The following is a 17897-nucleotide window of genomic DNA, read 5'->3' as shown; positions in this document are numbered from 1 at the left end:
GCCCACAGAGGAGCACCACGTGACCACGGCGATCCAGCCCGAGGTTCCCGAAGGGCGCGACGCCGATGCGGCGCAGTCTGCATACCCGGCCGGTACCAGGCCGGTCTTCGCCCCGGGTGCCCAGGTGCGCATCCGCCATGAGCAGTGGCTCGTGAAGTCCGTCTCTGAGTCCCGTGACGGACTCATGGTCGAGGTCAGCGGCGTTTCCTCGTTCGTCCGTGGCACGGATGCGATCTTCTACTCCGGGTTGGACGTGATCGAGGTGCTCGATCCGCGCAAGACCGAGCTCGTGCCCGACGAGACCTCAAAGCATGCCAAGGCGCGTCTCCACCTGGAGGCGGTCATCCGCAAGACCGCGCTGCCGCAGACCGAGCACGGCATCGCCCTCGCCGACTCCTTCCTCATGGACCGGCAGCAGCATCAGCTGCGCCCCGCCGAGCTGGCCCTGTCCATGCGCAATCCGCAGCCCCGGCTGCTGATCGCCGACGTCGTCGGTCTGGGCAAGACCTTGGAGATCGGCATCACGCTCTCGGAGCTGATTCGGCGGGGGCGCGGCGAGCGCATCCTCGTGGTCACGCCCGCCCATGTGCTGGAGCAGTTCCAGCGAGAGCTGTGGACCCGCTTCTCCCTGCCGCTGGTGCGCCTGGACTCCACCGGCATCCAGCGCATCCAGCAGGAGATCCCGGCAGGCCGGAACCCGTTCGCCCACTTCAAGCGTGTCATCGTCTCGGTCGACACCCTCAAGTCGGCGACGTACGCCCACCACCTGGAGAACATCACCTGGGACGCAGTCGTCATCGACGAGTCGCACAACCTCGTGAACAAGGGCACTCGCAACAACCGCCTCGCCCGCCGCCTCGCCGAGCAGACGGATGCGCTGATCCTAGCCTCCGCCACCCCGCACAACGGCGACGCCGAATCCTTCGCCGAGCTGATCCGGATGCTCGATCCGGCGGCCATCGCCGACCCCAAGAACTACAAGGTCGCCGACCTCGACCACCTTTACATCAGGCGCACCAAAACCGACCGTGAGGTACGCGACAGCCTCAAGGGCAAGCCATGGGCCGAGCGCGGCGAATCCCTGCCGGTGCCAGCTCCGGCGACGCTGAAGGAGGTTGCCGTTCTGGAGAAGCTCGCGAGCGAGTGGACCCCGGGGAACTCCAGCCGTTCGTCGGTCTGTGCCGATCCGCTGGTCGGCTACAACTTCCTCAAGGCGTTCCTCTCCTCTCACGTCGCCCTGCAGAAGTCCCTCGCCAACCGCCGCGCCTATCTGGACAAACCGAAGACCGGTACTGCGAGGGGTAAGGCCAAGGCCGCGGCGGACACCCCCGAGCGCCTCGCCGATCTCGCCGCCGAGAGCAAGGCGCTCGCGGAGCTGGAGGCGCTGGTCACGGACTTCACCGACCAGGACTCCGCCAAGCTCGACGCGCTCGTGCGCACCCTCAAGGAACTCGGCGTCGACCCGCGCTCCGAGCGCCGCGTCGTGATCTTCTCTGAGCGGATCCACACCCTGGACTGGCTGGCCCAGGAGGTCCCGGCGCGGCTCGGGTTCAGGAAGAACGAGGCGAAGGCCGACGCGACGCGTCCCTGGAAGGCGTACGGCGGAGCCGTTGAGGTCATGCACGGCGACACCACCAACGACCAGCAACAGCAGGAGATCGTCGACCGCTTCGGCCGGCTCGAAGAGCCGGTACGGCTGCTGTTCACCGGTGACATCGCCTCTGAAGGCGTCAACCTGCACCACCAGTGCCACGACCTCATCCACTACGACCTGCCCTGGTCCCTCATCCGCATCGAGCAGCGCAACGGACGCATCGACCGCTACGGGCAGGCGGTCAGCCCGGAGTTCCGTGCTGTCACCCTCACCGCCGACGTGCCCTGGCGGCGCGACGAAGAGAGCGGCGAGATGCTCACGCTCGACGACCGGCTCGTCGGCGCCCGCCTACTGCGGCGCGAGGCCCAGGCGCACGAGATCGAGTCTGGTGAGGGCAGCGCCGAGGCCGTCACGGGGCTTTACAACGACAAGAAGGAAGAGGACCGCCTCACCCGCGACCTCATCAAGGGCAGCACCGTTGAGCGCTCCATCAAGCAGTCCCAGCAGGAGTCCGGTGGGGTCCTCGCGGGACTCCTCGCCGGCGCCAACGCCCGGCTCGCCGACCCCACGGCCCCTGCTGCCAACCTCGGCACGGCCCCCGTGCCCGAGGCCGACGTACCCCACGTGTTCACCGACACCAAGGCGTACTTCCACGCCGCGATGGACCTCATCTACCCGGAGGCAGAGCGCGCGGCCCTCGGCTGGAAGCCCGAGACGGCCCATGGCCGAATCGAGTTCACTCCGCCCGACGACTTGCAGTACCGCTTCCGGGCGCTGCCGAAGTCGTACCTGGAGCAGGAGAGGATCCTCACGACGTCCAAGTATGACGGCACTCTGAGCATCACCTTCGACAAGCAGTACGCCGCCAACCGTCTCGAGGCCGCCCGCAACGCCAAGCAGGGCAAGACGGACCAGCCCACCTCCCAGTGGCCCAATGTCTCCTATGTCTCCGACGTCCACCCGGTGCTCGACTGGGTGACGGACAAGGTCCTCGCCAAGCTCAAGTACGACCAGGCTTTCGTCCTCGCTTACAGGCCCGACCCCGCCAAGGCCCAGCGGATCGACGCCGCCCTGCCCGATGCCCTTACCGACCCGATCTACCTCCTGCAAGGGGTGTACTCCAACGCGGCGGGCAAGCCGACCGTCGTGGAGTGGATGGCCGTCACCGGCCTCGCCGCGGGCAGCCCTCGCGTATGGCGCATGGACTCGGCGTTCCTCGCGGCCTGCGGTGTCGGCCCCGACATGCCCGGTCGTGCCGAGCCCGTTGACCCCGACCTCCTCGAGAGCCTCGTGCCCGCAGCCGTCGATGCGGCTGAGAGCCACCTCCGCGAGCGCCGCGCCGATTACGACAAGCAGGTCGACTCCTACCTCGCCCCGTACGAGGACCGGGTGCAGGTCTGGGAGCAGGGCGCCCTGATCGCTGTAGGAAACCAGCAGCGCCGCATCAAGGAGGTGTACGACACGGCAGCCCGTCGCCGTGACCTCGTGCGCCGCCTGCGGACCGAGGGTGACCCGATGCTGCGGGTCCTCTGCGTCCTCGAACCCCTTCACGCCACCACCGCGTCCACCGCGCACGCTGAGGAGTCCGAACGATGAGCTACACCTATGACTCCTTCGCCAACCGCGGCGAATACCTCTCCGCCCACTACCTCAGCGAGGAGCTGGAGAACACCCTCAAGCGGGCCAAGGCGGGCGACGAGGGTTTGTTTACGCTGTGGACCGGCCGTGAGACAGACCCCCACGATCCCCAGCCCACCCCGCGCGAACTCCTACCCCGCCTCCGAGGTGACTACCTGGCCACCGTGCGCCCCTTCCTGCATTTCCGCGCCCAGCAGGAAGAGCCCGGCAGCACCTACGACGACCCGACGGGGGAGTGGGCCGAGCGCCTCGCCACCTGGCACTCCACTGTCCTCAAAGCCCTTGGCTACGGCGAGCGGCCCGAGCCGATCACCGTGCACAACGCCGGCAAGGAGTACGAGCTCCAGGTCGCGTGGCACGGAGACGGCATTGTCGCCATCGACTGCGGCTGGACCGCCTCCCTCGACGACGCCCTCGACCCTGATGAGGCCGGGCCGCTCCTCCACCCCTTCAAGACCACGGACGGTCTCCTCGAAGTCGGCGAGAAGCTGGCGGGCTGGCTGTTCCAGAGCGAAATCCACGAGCCCGGCGGTGACGCACCCCGCTTCGTCCTGCTGTTGTGCGGTGGCGTGCTCATCCTCGCCGACCGCAACGCCTGGGCCGAAGGGCGCTACCTCGCAGCCAGCCTGGACGCGGCCTTCGCCCGCAACGACACGGCGAAGGCGGGTGAACTCTCCCTCCTCGCAGCCCTCTTCTCGTACGACATGCTCGCGCCCCGCCCAGACGGCAAGGGCAGACGCATCGACGACCTGCTGAAGGCGTCCCGGGACAACGCCGTCGGGGTCAACTCCGAGCTGCGCAAGGGACTGCAACAGTCGGTTGAGATCATCGCGAACGAAGTACTCGCTCGTCTACGAGAGGCAAAGGTCAAGCCGCGGGAGATCGAGGACCTCCGGAAGGGCCCGTTCGCCAAGCAGCTCACCCGCGAATCTCTGCGTTACCTCTACCGCATCCTGTTCCTCCTGTACGCGGAGGCCCGCCCGGAGCTGGGCATCCTGCCCGCAGACGACTCCACCTACGAAGCCGGCTACTCGATCGCCCGGCTGCGCGAGCTGGTTGCGCGCGAGCGCAAGCTGGTCGACGAGGACAGCCGAGACGGCTTCCACCTCTACGCCTCCCTCGACGTCCTCTTCAACAAGGTCAACTTCGGACACCGTCCGCACGGCACCGAAGCCGGCGACGACAAGCCCGTCGCCGAGCGCAGCGAACAGCGCGGGCTCCGCTTCGAGCCGCTGCGCAGCGAGCTGTTCGACCCTAAGGCGATCACCCTCATCGGTACTGGCGTCCTAGACCCCCGCTGGGACGAGGACGGGGACGATCAGCCGCGGTGGTTGGACCTGCGGCTGCGCAACGAGACCCTGCACGAGGTGCTGCGTCTGCTCACTCTGAAGGAGGCCGGCCAGAAGGGCCGGCAGGGCGGCTTCATCTCCTACCGCAACCTCGGTATCAACCAGCTCGGCGCCGTCTACGAAGGCCTGATGTCGTACACCGGCATCATCGACGAGAAGAGGGAGCTGGCCGAGGTCGCCAAGCCCGGCGCCAAGAAGGCCGGCAAGCAGTACGGCGACCCTGAGAAGGGATCCTGGCTCGTCCCCGCCGAGCGGCTGAACGACTACCCGGAGAACACGCACGTCGTGTACTCCGCCGAGGACACCGAACAGCACGGCCTGCGCGGCCCCAAGAAGTACGCCCCGGGCAGGTTCGTTTACCGACTGGCCGGCCGCGACCGCGAGACGTCCGCCTCGTACTACACCCCCGAGTCCCTCACCGAGGTCACCATCGAGCTGGCGCTCAAGCACCGCCTCGACCAGGAGAAGGACGCAGACGGAAACACGGTCCGGACTCGCGCGAGCGAACTCCTGCGCTACACGATCTGCGAACCGGCCCTCGGCTCCGGAGCATTCCTCAACAAGGCGATCGACCTGGTCGCGGAGGAGTACCTCAAGCGCCGCCAGGAGGAGCTGGGCGCCAACCTGGACACGTCGAAGGCGCTCGAGGCGAAGCAGAAGGTGAAGGCGTACGTCGCCCTTCACAACGCGTACGGGATTGACCTCAACGAGACGGGTGTGGAGCTCGCCGAGGTATCACTGTGGCTCAACACCATGCACCCGGGTATGCGTGCGCCTTGGTTCGGCCTGCACCTGCGGCGTGGCAACTCCCTGATCGGGGCTCGGCGGTGGGTGTACGAGGCCGAGCGAATCAAGAAGGAGCGGACCATCGGCGCGCAGACGCCGACCAAGTTGCCGTTCCGTGCGGCCGGGGACGGTACGGAGCAGCCTCTGCCGGACGGGGCCGTGCACCAGTTCCTCCTGCCCACCCCTGGTTGGGGTGCGGTCGCGGGGGCGAGTGGCGACGCGAAGAAGCTGGTCGAGCAGCTCGCCCGGCCGCAGGTGGACCAGCTCAAGGCATGGAAGAAGGGCGTACAGGCCAAGCCCAAGACGACGGGCGGCAAGGCGAGCCAGCTCGCCCGGCTGCAGTCTGCAGCACGTCGTGTCGAATTCTTGTGGAAGCTCGTCGCCAAACGCATGGAGCTTAGCGAGCAGGAGATCGCCCGCACCATCGACGTGTGGGGGACCGGCCGCAAGGAGGACGCAGAGGAGTACGCCTTCCTCCGCCACGACAAGCAGAACGCGGACCAGAGCCTCCCGCTGACCAAGGAGCAGGTCTTCAGGGACCTCTTCGAGGCAGAAGGTTCCCCGTACTGGCGCCTCAAGCAGGTCATGGACGCTTGGTGCGCGCTGTGGTTCTGGCCGCTGGACAAAGTGGGGCTGCTGGACGGGACGGACGCGGAGTACAAAACGGCTCCGGTGGTGACGGCGGAGGCTGGGGTTGACCTGGATGCCCTGTTGTCGTCGGTGGCAGGGCCGGCCGCCGAGAATGAGCAGACCGTGCCTGAGCCCACGGCCCCGCCGCGGTTCGTGGAGAGCCGGATGCTGTTCGCCTTGGACGGTGACCAGATGTCCCTGCGCGAGGACGATCCCGGTGAGGAGCTCCCGAAGAAGGCGGAGGGCGAGAAAGCGCGTACCCGCTCTGCGCAGCGGAAGCCCCGCGGGCCAGCGCGCCGCCGCGAGATCATCCCGCTGACAGACTTGGACGATTGGATCGCCTTTCTGGAGTCCATGGTCGGCACGAAGGACCTGGCGCAGGGGACGATCCTGTCGTCCGTTGAATCGCTCAAGGACCTGAAGGCCCTCGAAGAGCTGATTCAAACTCAGCCCGAGATGGACATGGATGATGCCCGGAAGGCGGTCGAGACCCGCTACCCGTGGATGCGGATCGTCCGTGACATCGCAGAGGAACAGGGCTTTCTTCATTGGGAGCTGGACTTCGTGGGCGTTTTCACCAGAGAGGCGGGGGGATTCGACCTGCAGGTCGGTAATCCGCCGTGGGTGCGGCCGGAATGGAAGGAAGACCCGGTCCTCGCGGAGTACGAACCGTGGTTCATGCTCGGTGAGAGGCTGAAGGCGGAGGATAAGAACCGGCTGCGAGAGGCCGAGCTCACGCGTGACGGGGTGCGGGAGTACCTGCTCGGTGAGGTGACGAACACGGTGACGACGGCGAGCTATCTCTCAGCATCAGCCGTCTACCCACTGATTTCGGGAAGCCGTCCGGATCTGTACCGGGCCTTCATGTGTGAGGTTTGGGATCACGCGGCATGTGACGGGACAGCCGGGATGGTGCACCCGGACACTCACTTCACAGGCGACAATGAGGCTGCGCTGCGGGCAGCAGCGTTCCAACGGTTGCGGGTTCACGGCGGGTTCGTGAACCAGCGGCGGATTTTCCCAGAACCTGTCGGTCACTCGACAGAGTTCGGTGTTCACATCTACGGCGGATGCGGCGAGATTGACTTTGCCAACTTGTCGTGGCTCTTTGCCGCAGACGTCCTTCGCCTGTCCTTCAGCGCTGTTGATGACGGCGTTGCCCCAGGGGTGAAGTACCAAGGAAGCTGGGACGAGCGTCCCCACCCTAAGCGTGTTGTTCGCGTGACCTCCGACACCCTGAAGCGGTGGCGCCGACTCGCGGGTGATGAAGGGCCCCTGGAACACACGCGTCTGCTCACGCCAGTGAGTACGGCGGAGGACCCGGCGATTGACGCGCTGGGAACCTACCCCCTGCGTCTCAGCGTCTACGAGCCTGACGTCACGCCGGGGTACAACGAGACCACATCAAGAAAAGCGCAGTTCGGCCCGGACAAGAATCAACGGCTCATTGACTACAACACCGACGTAGACGGCCAGCAGGACTATCTCGCGAAGGCGTGGAACGACGTCATCCTCAAGGGGCCGCAGATCGGCGTGGCAAACCCGATGTTCAAGCAGCCCAGCCAGGGCAGCGGTGAGGCACGGGGCCTCGACCCGCTGGCGCTCGTGGATGACGCCGTGCCGGAGTCTGAGTACCGTTGCGTGGCTTCTCGTGATGTGTTCCTGGGGGAGCAGGACAGGTGGACCGACTGGGAGCGGTACGAGGAGCTTCTTGCGTCGGAGGAGGAGCAGGATCAGGCCAGGCTTCGAATCGCGGAGAAGCGCAAGCTGCAGTTGGAGGAGGTCGAGGACGAGCAGGTCGAGAAGTTCCTGCTTGCCAAGGCGAGCTATCCGTACAGCGAGGACTATCGGGTTGCGTGGCGGGAAATGGTTGCGCCTGACACCGAGCGCGCGCTCTATGGAGCACTGATCCCACCTGGGACGACACACATCCACGCAGTGCGTTCCGCACGTCTTGCGGGACCGCGCCTCACGACTCTTGTCGCGGGCTACGCGGCCGCGCTGCCGGTCGACTACCTGCTTCGGACCGCAGGCGTCGGACACCTTGACGTGGCTCAGGCCAAGCGACTTCCGGCTCCTCAGGAAGACCACCCCCTAGCCCCCGCCCTCCTTCTCCGCACCCTCCGCCTCAACTCCCTGACCACCGCCTACGCCGACCTCTGGGCACAGCTCTACGACCCCAAGTGGCCCGGCTACGAGCCCTGGGCGATCAACTGGCCCAATCTCACGACCGAGCTGCACGACATCACCCCTACCTGGCAGCGCCGCACCCCCCTCCGCACCGAGTACGCCCGTCGCGCCGCCCTCGTCGAGATCGACGCGCTGGTCGCCGTATGGCTCGGCATCGACGCGGACACGCTCATCGCCATCTACCGAGCCCGTTTCCCGATCATGCAGGACTTTGACCGGGTGACCTGGTTCGACGCATCCGAGCGGAAGATCGCCGGGAAGCACCACACGTACGGCTTCGACCAGACGAAGGACCACTGGACCCAGTTCGAGGCCTACCAGGAGGCCTACGAGAAGGACTCTGAGAGCACCGTCCCCGTCCCTGATGGCTACACCGCTCCCTTCTACAAGGCCGACCGCGAGCACGAGATGCGTGAAGCCCACGCCTACTTCAAGAAGCGTCTCGACGAAGCCGTGAGTAAGGGCCTTTGGGACCCGGAGAAGATGGAGGTTCCGACCTCGTGAGGCCGACCCTCGAAGCACAGGGACTCAAGGAGAGCCTGCTCCAGTACCTGTCCACGACGTATGGCCTTGCCGACGAAGGGGCGCGCAAGGCTCTGCACGCCTTTCTTGGGGACGAGACGACGGGCATGTTCCGGGGCCCGTACCTGCGGCTGCGCACGCCCTTCACCCCAGCTGGCGACGGCTGGCAGCAGGACCTGGACTGGGTACGTACGGACGGCTGGACGCCGTACGCGCACCAGGCCCGCGCCTTCGCCCGGCTCAGCTCTAAGGACGGGCACGTACCTCAGCCCACGCTGGTCACGACGGGTACGGGCTCCGGCAAGACTGAGTCGTTCCTTTATCCCGTGCTCGATCACTGCGCCCGCGAGCGCGCGGCCGGGAACAACGGGGTCAAGGCGATCTTCCTCTATCCGATGAACGCTCTGGCCACTGACCAAGCGGCCCGTATAAACGCTCTGCTCACCGACTACGACGAGCTGAGCGGCGTACGAGCCGGCCTGTATATCGGGGACAAGGCGGCGACGCACTACGACCGGGTCTACACCCGCCGGCAGGACATGCAACTGTCTCCGCCGGACATCTTGATCACCAATTACAAGATGCTCGACTTGCTCCTGCAGCGTGCCGCCGATGGTCCGCTGTGGGACGACAGCGATATCCGCTACGTGGTCGTCGACGAGTTCCACACCTACGACGGCGCGCAGGGCACCGACGTCGCCATGCTGCTTCGCCGCCTTGCCATCGCCGTCGGCGCGAACCAGCCCGGCAAGTCGCTCGGCTCGATCACTCCCGTCGCTACTTCCGCGACCCTTGCGTCCGGCACTGACGCTGACGGGGTGCGGCAGCTCCTTTCCGTGGCCGGTAACGTCTTCGGTGCCGAGTTCACCGAGGACGCGATCGTCGGGGAGGACCGTCTGACGGTCGACGAGTTCATGCTCGACGATTCGATCACGGACGCGAAGTTTCTTCCCGGCCAGGCTGCACCCCCCGAGGCGCTGACTGCTCTGCCGGATCCGGCGTCCGGCCCAGAGGCGTTCGCGGACCTTGCCGAGGCCGTCACCGGAAGCCGCATCACCGATCCGGTTGTGCTCGGCGCAGCGCTGAAGCGCAACCGTCTGACGTATGCGGTACTGAAGGCCTTCGACGGCACGGCGTGCACCTACGACGAGGTGCTCGACGTGATGCGTCGCAGTGGGGCGAAGAGCTGGGACGAGGCGATCACGACGCGGCCGCAGGTTGCCGCGGTAGCACTCGCCCGCTTCGTCGCCCTGTTGTCCGTTGCACGCGCCCCTGAGGCGCCGACCACCGGCCGCCCCTTCGTCCAGGTCGAGGTGCACCAGTGGGCTCGGTCCGTCACTCGCATGCTGAGGGGTGTGCTCCCCTGGCCGAAGGCTGAGTTCGCCTGGGACACCATCGGGGCGGAGAGCCGGCTGCGCGCGACACCCGACACGACCACCTCGCGTGACACCAAGGTCTTTCTGCCCGCGGTGTACTGCCGCGAGTGCGGGCGCTCCGGCTGGTCGGTCCTGGCGCCCGAGTCGGACCTGGAAGAGCTGAGCTTCGAGGCCCACAAGATTCGCCGTGCCACCGTCACGGCCAACAAGTCCAAGGTACGCACCCTCGTGGCGGCGACGGACAACGAGGCTCGCGAGGGCAACGGCCGGACTGCCATGGACCCGACGGCGCAGAGATCGCTGACTACGGGCGGGGCTGGCGTGCTCATGGTGCTCGACGGTACTTCCCGTCGCCTGCGCCTGCCCGACCCTCAGGACGACTACGACGACGAGGGGAACCCGCAGCCCGCCGGCCCCGATTCAGTCTTCGTGCTCGTTCAGCTCGGGGATATTGCGGAACGGGCGGCCAAGGACGACTGGTGCCCGGCGTGCGGTACGCACAACGCCATTCGCTTCCTCGGTACGGGCGCCGCCGCACTCGCCGCCGCGTCCATTACACAGCTCTTCACCGACGGGGAGATGGACAAGGGGCAGCGTGAGACGAAGACGCTGATGTTCAACGACTCGGTGCAGGACGCCGCGCACCGGGCCGGTTTCGTCGCTTCCCGCTCGTACACCTTCTCCTTGCGGGCCCTGTTCACCAAGCACCTGAGCGAGCAGCGGTCCACCGCGCTGAACGACCTTGTCGCTGACGTCGTCGTGTCCACCACCGACCGTGAGACGCTCGCCGCCGTCGTCCCGCCGGACCTGCACGACGACGCGGGAGTCGCGCGGCTGCTGTCGGGCAAGGGACGAGGCGGGGACAAGAGAACCTGGGACCTGATCGGTGAGCGGTTCGCGTTCGAGGCCGTGATGGAGTTGGGCCTCCGTTCCCGGAACGGTCGTACCCTCGAACTGACCCGCACCGCTGCCGCCTGGGTGGACATCCCAGACGACCGGGCGGCCGTCGCGATCGTACGTACCGCCCACGAGGAGTCCGCCCAACATGGGCTGGCCCTCACCGCTCACGACGACGCCCGGTACATGGCCTTCCTGCGCGGCCTGCTGGAGCGACTGCGTACGAGGGGAGCTGTCGGGCACCGCTGGCTGGACAAGTTCCTCGACGAGGCGGGCACGAGCCGCTACTTCATCTGGGGAGGCCGCCCGCGCGGCATGAAGGCATTTCCCCGAGGCGTCTCCGCGCCGAGTTTCCTGCTCGCCCGGCCCAAGCAGAAGAGCGAGTTCGACTTCGCCGCTGGACGTCTGTCCTGGTATCAGTCCTGGGCCCAGCGCTGCTTCGACATGACCCGTGAGCAGGCCGATGAGTTCTGGGTGCGGCTGCTGCCCCGGCTCACCGACGCCGGGCTGCTCGCCGCGCGCTCGCCGCGCGACACGGCCGTCCGCGTCTATGGGCTCCAACCAGGTGCCGTTCGGCTGCAGTTGTTGTCCGAGACCCAGGTCAACGAGTCGTATGCGCGCTGCCCGAAGTGCTTCTGGGAGCAGACCGTCCACCCCTCACTGCTGGCGCAGTACCACGGGCAGCCTTGCCAGTCGTACCGCTGCTCGGCCGGACGTCTGATCGCGGGCGACCGGTGGCTGGAGACCGTGGACCGGCATGACCGGGACCGCGACTACCGCGACGACTACTACCGCCGCCTGTACCGGCGAGCCGGGACGTACCAGGTCATCACCGCCGAGCACACCGGTCTGCTCTCCCGGGGCAAGCGCGAGCGCGTCGAGGAGGCCTTCCGTACGGGAGAGGGGTTCAACGACCCCAATGTGCTGTCCTGCACGCCCACTCTGGAGATGGGCATCGACATCGGCGACCTGTCCGCCGTCGTCCTCGGCGCTCTGCCGCGCCGGCCGGCGAACTACGCCCAGCAGGCGGGCCGAGCCGGGCGCCGTACCGGCAACGCGTTCCTCCTCACGATCCCCGACCGCTCCCGCCGCGACCTGTACTTCCTAGACCGGCCGCGGGACATGATCGATGGGCGGATCGTGCCTCCGGGCTCATATCTGTCGGCCATCGAGATCCTGCGCCGCCAGTACACCGCCCATCTTCTCGATCTCGCGGCGCGCGGCCGCTTGCTGCGCGAGGACGGTAAGCCGCTTGCAGCCCTGTCCCGTCGTGTCGACGAGCTCTTCGGTCCCTCCGGCTATCTCGCCGACTTCACCGAGGCCGCACTCGCCCATGGGGAGGAGCTCGTTGCTGGCTTCCTTGCGCTGTTCCCGGCCGGCGTGAGCGAGACCGCCCAGGAGGAGCTGAGGAAGTACGCGGTCCGGGGCATCCGCAGCGCGATCGAGAAGGCCGAGCGGGAGTGGGAGCGCGAGAATCAGAAACTGCGCACCCGTATCCGTACGATCCGCTCTGCCATCGACGAGCTCAAGGAAGGCGACGACGAGCAGGCGCGCACGAAGGCTGAGCTGGAGGCGGAAATGGGCGCCCTCTCGAAGCAGGGAGCCACGCGTCAGCGTCAGCCGGCGCAGACCGTGCTGTGCGACCTCGGTCTTCTGCCCAACTACGCCCTCATCGACGCCACGACCACCCTTGAGGCCAGTGTGTATTGGCCCGAGGGCACCACGTCCGAGGGGCGGGACAGCTACAAGTCGAAGCAGTTCTCCTACGGGCGGCCGCGCAGCTTTGCCCTGTCCGAACTCGCCCCCGGCAACACTTTCTACGCCGAGGGCTACAAGCACCGGATCACCGGCATTGACATCGTCACGGGCCGGGACCAGGACTGGCGCCACTGGCGCTTCTGCCCCTCGTGTGGCTATGTCCGCACCGAGAATGCAGAGCACGACATCACCCCCTGCCCGCGCTGCGGGGAGGCGGGCATCGCCGACTCCGGCAGCCTGTGGCAGATCGTCCAGCCCAGCGTCGTCACCGCCCGAGACAAGCGCGAGGACGCCAGGATCGGCGACGAGAGTGACGACCGCGAACGCCGCTTCTACACCGTCGTGGACATGGTCGACATCGCCCCCAAGGACTTCGTCCCGGGCAAGTCCTGGCGGCACACCAAGGAGATCTTCGGCGTCGACTACACCCGTCACGCCGTTATCCGCCGCGTCAACGCCGGACCGCTCAGCATCGGAGCCCAGGAGAACGACCAGCTCGCCGGGCGGCCCGTGCGCATCGCCCCCTTCCACGTGTGCACCGCCTGCGGAGCCGCGACGGCCGACGGACGGCCGGTCTTCGATGACGACCGCGACGCCGTCGACAACTCCGCCAACCGCCAGCGCGAAATCAAGCACCACACCCCTTGGTGCCCGCTGCGGCGCGGCAAGCAGGACGTGTCCCAGGAACCCGTCCTGCTAGCCCACGAGCTGGAGACCGAAGCCCTGCGCATCTTGCTGCCCGCTGCGACCGTCCTCGTCGAGGAGAAGGTCCACTCCTTCCAGGCGGCCCTGCGCCTGGGCGTGGACGATGCCTTCGGCGGCGACCCCCAGCACCTCGACACCACCATCGCCACCATGCCGGACCGCGACACCCCGGAGAAGCGGCACTTCTTGGTCCTGTACGACAGCCTCCCGCACGGCACCGGCTACCTCGACCGGCTCACCGACCCGGCGGCCTTTCGGCAGGTCCTCGAAGGCGCTCGCCGGCTTCTCCTGGAGTGCCCCTGCAACGGGGAGAACGGACCAGCCTGCCACCGCTGCCTGTACCGCTACGCCGACGAACAGCACATCGACCGTGTCTCCCGCCAGGCCGCCCGTGAGATCCTCGACGAACTCCTCGGCACCGATAGCGACGCCTGGAACACCAAACCGGTAGGCAACACCGACCAGATCGGCCTCGATGGACAGGTCGAGTCCGACCTTGAGGCGCGCTTCCTCAACGCCCTGCGTGGGTGGGCCGGTGCGCGCGGCGACGCCGTCCTGGAGGAGAGCGGTGACAACAGTGCCTACCTGCGTCTCGACGAGGTCGGCACTGTCCACGGCTGGCGCTTGACCGCCCAGCGCAACGAGGGGTTCACCCGTACCGACTTCACCTTCGAACGCACCGAGGGCCCTAAGCAGAAGATCACCGTCTACCTCGACGGACACCGATACCACGCCACCCGCAGGCACAACCGGCTCGCCGGTGACGCCGACAAGCGCAACCGGCTCCGGGCGGACGGGCGCACCGTCTTCCAGCTCACCTGGGACGACCTCGAAGCCTTCGAGCGGCAGATGGGCACTGCGCAGACTTCCCAAGGGCGGGAGGTGGTTGAGCCGGTATGGCCGCCCTATCCGCACAGCGCCCAGGACATCGCCAAGCAGCTCTTCGCCGAACACGGTGGCGACGATCTCGCCACGACTGCGTTCGCCGATCCGATGACCATGCTCCTCGCCTACCTGCGCACTCCGGACGACGCGGCCTGGGGCAGGCGGGCATCAGCCATGGTCGGCGGACTCCTCGGAACAGGCCAGGAGATTCTCGTCGGAAGTGGCACGCCCGACCAGACACGCCAGTCCCTCGACCGTCTCCTCGACGCCTGGGGTCGCACCGACGGCACTGACCCGGCTGCCATTCAGGGCACCGGCACGCTTAACCTGTTCCACACCTGCGACCAGTCCGGTCTCCCCGTGGCCTTCCTCGTCGACGGAGCCACCCGCCGCTGGTCCGCCCTGGTCTGCCTCGACGACACAGCACCCGATCTGCTTGGCACGCCCGAGCACAAGGCACGTTGGCGTTCCTGGCTCCAGTGGTCCAACATCCTGCAGTTCCTCGCCCATGACGGCGGTGACGGTGTTCAGCTGACGTCGGCCACCGCGGCGAAGTGCGACACCTCGGTCCTCAAGGCCTTCGGCGGCCTCGGCGAACTCGAATCTCTGGTCGTGCAGTTCGGCACCGTTACGCCCATTCCAGAGAGTCCTGCGGTGGGGGCATCCGGGGCCACCCAGCTGGAAGCAAAGCTGCGGGACCTGCTGTGGGACCGGGAAATCCTCGAGTACCTCGACGAGGATGAACCCGAGGCCCTGCTCACCCGCCTCGCCCATGCCCTGGCCGACGGCGGCAAGAAGGCTCCTGCCTACGGCTTCGAACTCGGCGAACGAGGCTGGCTCGCAGACTTTGCCTGGGACCACGGCGACATGCGGATCGCCGTCATGGCCGAGCCGTACGACCAGGAGGACGAGGAGAGCGACAAGACCTGGCGCGCTTTCCACGACGCCGGGTTCACCATTCGCTCGGCTCACGACTGGCTCGCCGATCTCGACGCCCTGATGGCCGCGCTTCCCGACGCCACAACCCGCTCAGACTCCGAAGAACAGGGTGCCGCACGATGACCGCACGCCTCAGCCTCTACCAGAAGGCCGAGAACGAGCTCTACAAGATGGAGTCGTCGGTCAAGACGAAGTTCTACGACTTCTGTCACCAGTTCCGTCTCGACCCTGACCACCCCAGCCTCGACCTCAAGCCCCTCAAGGGCGACGGCCGGATCTTCCGCGCCAAGATCGACCGCTCGTACCGGGCGCTTCTCGCCCGGGCCGGCGTCGGCGCTGATGGCATCCCGCAGTGGCTGATCGTCGCTGTCCGCCACCGCAGGGAGGTCTACGAGGAACTCACCGTCGCAATCAACCGGATCACCGGTGAGATCGAGTTCGTCGACCTCGGCGTGGTCGGTCAGAGCGTCCTCCAGCGTGCGGGACTCCAGCTGACTCCGGCTCCGGACGAGCAGACCGTTGCGGTAGAGCCCATGCCCGCACCCGTCGAGACGCCAGAACCCGCCGTTGCCGAGGAACCGCTCCTCGTGGGCTGCACCCCGGCTGACCTGAGCCGGCTCGGTGTCACCGACGCGCTCATCGACCTTGCCCTCACCGTCACGACCGACGAGGAACTCGACCAGCTCATCGCCGGCGCTCCACGCCTGACCGCCGAGGTACTCACCGGCCTCGGATCCGGCATGTCGGTGGACGAGGTCGAGCGTGAGATCACCCAGCCCGCTGCCACTGAACTCGAGCCGGGCTTCGAGGACGACATGGCGGCGGCCCTCAGGCGTACCGCGGTCACTACGGTCGACGACGATATCCGCAACGTTCTTGCCGAGGGCGACTTCCGCGCCTGGAAGGTCTACCTCCACCCCACCCAGCGCAAGATCGTCGAGCGGAACTACGGCGGCCCGGCCCGGGTCAGCGGCGGCCCTGGGACCGGCAAGACCATCGTCGCCCTGCACCGCGTCGCCCGTCTCGCTGCCGCCCTGCCGCCTGGCCACAACAAGCCGATCCTGCTGACCACGTACACCAAGAACCTCACCGCCGACCTACGCTCCAGGCTCAGCTCGCTCATGGATCCGGTACTGCTCGGCCGCGTCGACATCAAGCACATCGACCAGCTTGCGCAGAGCGTCCTCAACGAGAACACCGCGCCCGGCTCGCAGCGCAGTCTTATCAGCGAGGAAGGGGCCTTGGACGTCCTGCGCGAAGTCCTCTTCGAGCACGACGAGCAGCGCTGGGGGGCCGAGTTCCTCTTCGAAGAATGGGAACAGATCGTCCTCGGCCAGTCCCTCGCGACCCGCCAGGACTACTTCAAGGCCCGCCGCGCCGGTATGGGGCGCGCCCTGAGTCGCCCTGAACGTGCCGCCATTTGGAAGCTGCTCGAACAGTTCGCTCTGCGTCTCAACGGCCTGGGCCGGGAGACCTGGGCCCAGGCTGCCGAACGGGCGGCCCGCTACGAGATGGAGCGCGCCCACAAGATCAAGATCCGGGCCGAGCGTAAGGCGGACATCGGCGGGGGCGATCTGGTCCACCTCGACGACAACAGCTCCGCCATGCGCTACGTGCGTCACCGATACCAGCACATCGTCGTCGACGAAGCCCAGGACCTCAGCCCTGCCCACTGGAAGATGCTGCGAGCCATGGTCGCGTCCGGCGAGGGCGATCTCTTCATCGCGAGCGACACCCACCAGCGGATCTACGACCGGCAGGTGACCCTTTCCACCGTCGGTGTCCAGATCCGCGGCCGCGCCTCGAAGCTGACGCTCAGTTACCGCACCACGCAGGAGATCCTCGACCAGGCCGCCAAGGTCGTCAGCGGGGCAACCTACGACGACCTCGACGACGGCACCGACACCCTCGACGGCTATCACTCCCTGCTGCACGGCCCAGTGCCCGAGTTCATCGCCTGCGCCGACTGGACCGACGAGATTGCCCAGCTCGCCGAAGCCCTCAAGCAGTGGCGCGCGGCCATCACCCAGCCTGGCGCGGACGGCACCGTACGCGACCCGAGCGGCACCATGGCCGTCTGTGTCGCCGATGGTGAGATGGCCGGCCGCGTTGCCTCCGACCTGGCGATGAAGCACGGCATCACCACAGCTACTCTCACCAAGGAAGGCCCACAGGGGAGCGGCGAGGTTCACATCGGCACGATGCACCGATTCAAAGGGCTCGAATACCAGAAACTTGCGATCATTGGCGCGAGCGACGGGATCCTTCCGCGCACTGCCCTCGTCGAGCAGTACGAGCAGACCGACCCCACCCGGTACGAACGCGAGCTCAGGAAGAGCCGTAACCAGCTCTTCGTCGCCGCCACCCGAGCCCGCGACGCGTTGCGTATTTCCTGGCACGGCAAGCCCAGTCCGTTCCTGCCTTTGTAGCTGATACGGGCCACCCCGCGCCGCTGCCACTGCCTGACAGGGGTGAATGGCGCGGGCAGAGTCCGGTCACGCCGCCAGAGTCGTGTTGAGGATCGTTGCTCCTAGGCCGATGGCGCCGGGCATGACCGTGTTGGATCTCGAACCGGTACGGGCTGGTGTCGTAGTCGGTCTCGCCGAGCTTGCAGACGATCTTGAAGTT

General features: G+C 67.1%; 4 protein-coding genes. All 4 read left to right on the top strand.

Features of this window, described 5'->3' with window-relative positions; all coding sequences use genetic code 11:
- The first annotated feature begins 19 nt into the window (after positions 1-19).
- The 4 genes from SLAV_RS05910 to SLAV_RS05895 are packed head-to-tail and all read left to right on the top strand — an operon-like array spanning position 20 to position 17698.
- A complete protein-coding gene (locus SLAV_RS05910; protein WP_030229906.1) occupies positions 20-3190 on the top strand; it encodes a DEAD/DEAH box helicase in 3171 nt (1056 codons plus the stop codon).
- The gene (locus tag SLAV_RS05905) at positions 3187-8691 is read left to right on the top strand and encodes a hypothetical protein (protein WP_030229905.1); all 5505 of its coding nucleotides are present in this window, start codon (positions 3187-3189) and stop codon (positions 8689-8691) included. Before SLAV_RS05910 ends, SLAV_RS05905 begins: the two co-directional genes overlap by 4 nt.
- Positions 8688-15392: a DEAD/DEAH box helicase gene (locus SLAV_RS05900; RefSeq protein WP_030229904.1), complete on the top strand. Its 6705-nt coding sequence runs from the start codon at positions 8688-8690 to the stop codon at positions 15390-15392. The genes SLAV_RS05905 and SLAV_RS05900 overlap by 4 nt, the downstream gene beginning before the upstream one ends.
- On the top strand, positions 15389-17698 hold the full coding sequence (locus SLAV_RS05895; protein WP_030229903.1) for a UvrD-helicase domain-containing protein: 2310 nt from the start codon (positions 15389-15391) through the stop codon (positions 17696-17698). Before SLAV_RS05900 ends, SLAV_RS05895 begins: the two co-directional genes overlap by 4 nt.
- Positions 17699-17897 lie beyond the last annotated feature (199 nt).

This window comes from Streptomyces lavendulae subsp. lavendulae, from assembly GCF_002803845.1.
GTDB lineage: Bacteria > Actinomycetota > Actinomycetes > Streptomycetales > Streptomycetaceae > Streptomyces > Streptomyces lavendulae.
The sequence above is the reverse complement of the archived record's forward strand: the minus strand, read 5'-3'. Positions and strand labels throughout refer to the sequence as shown.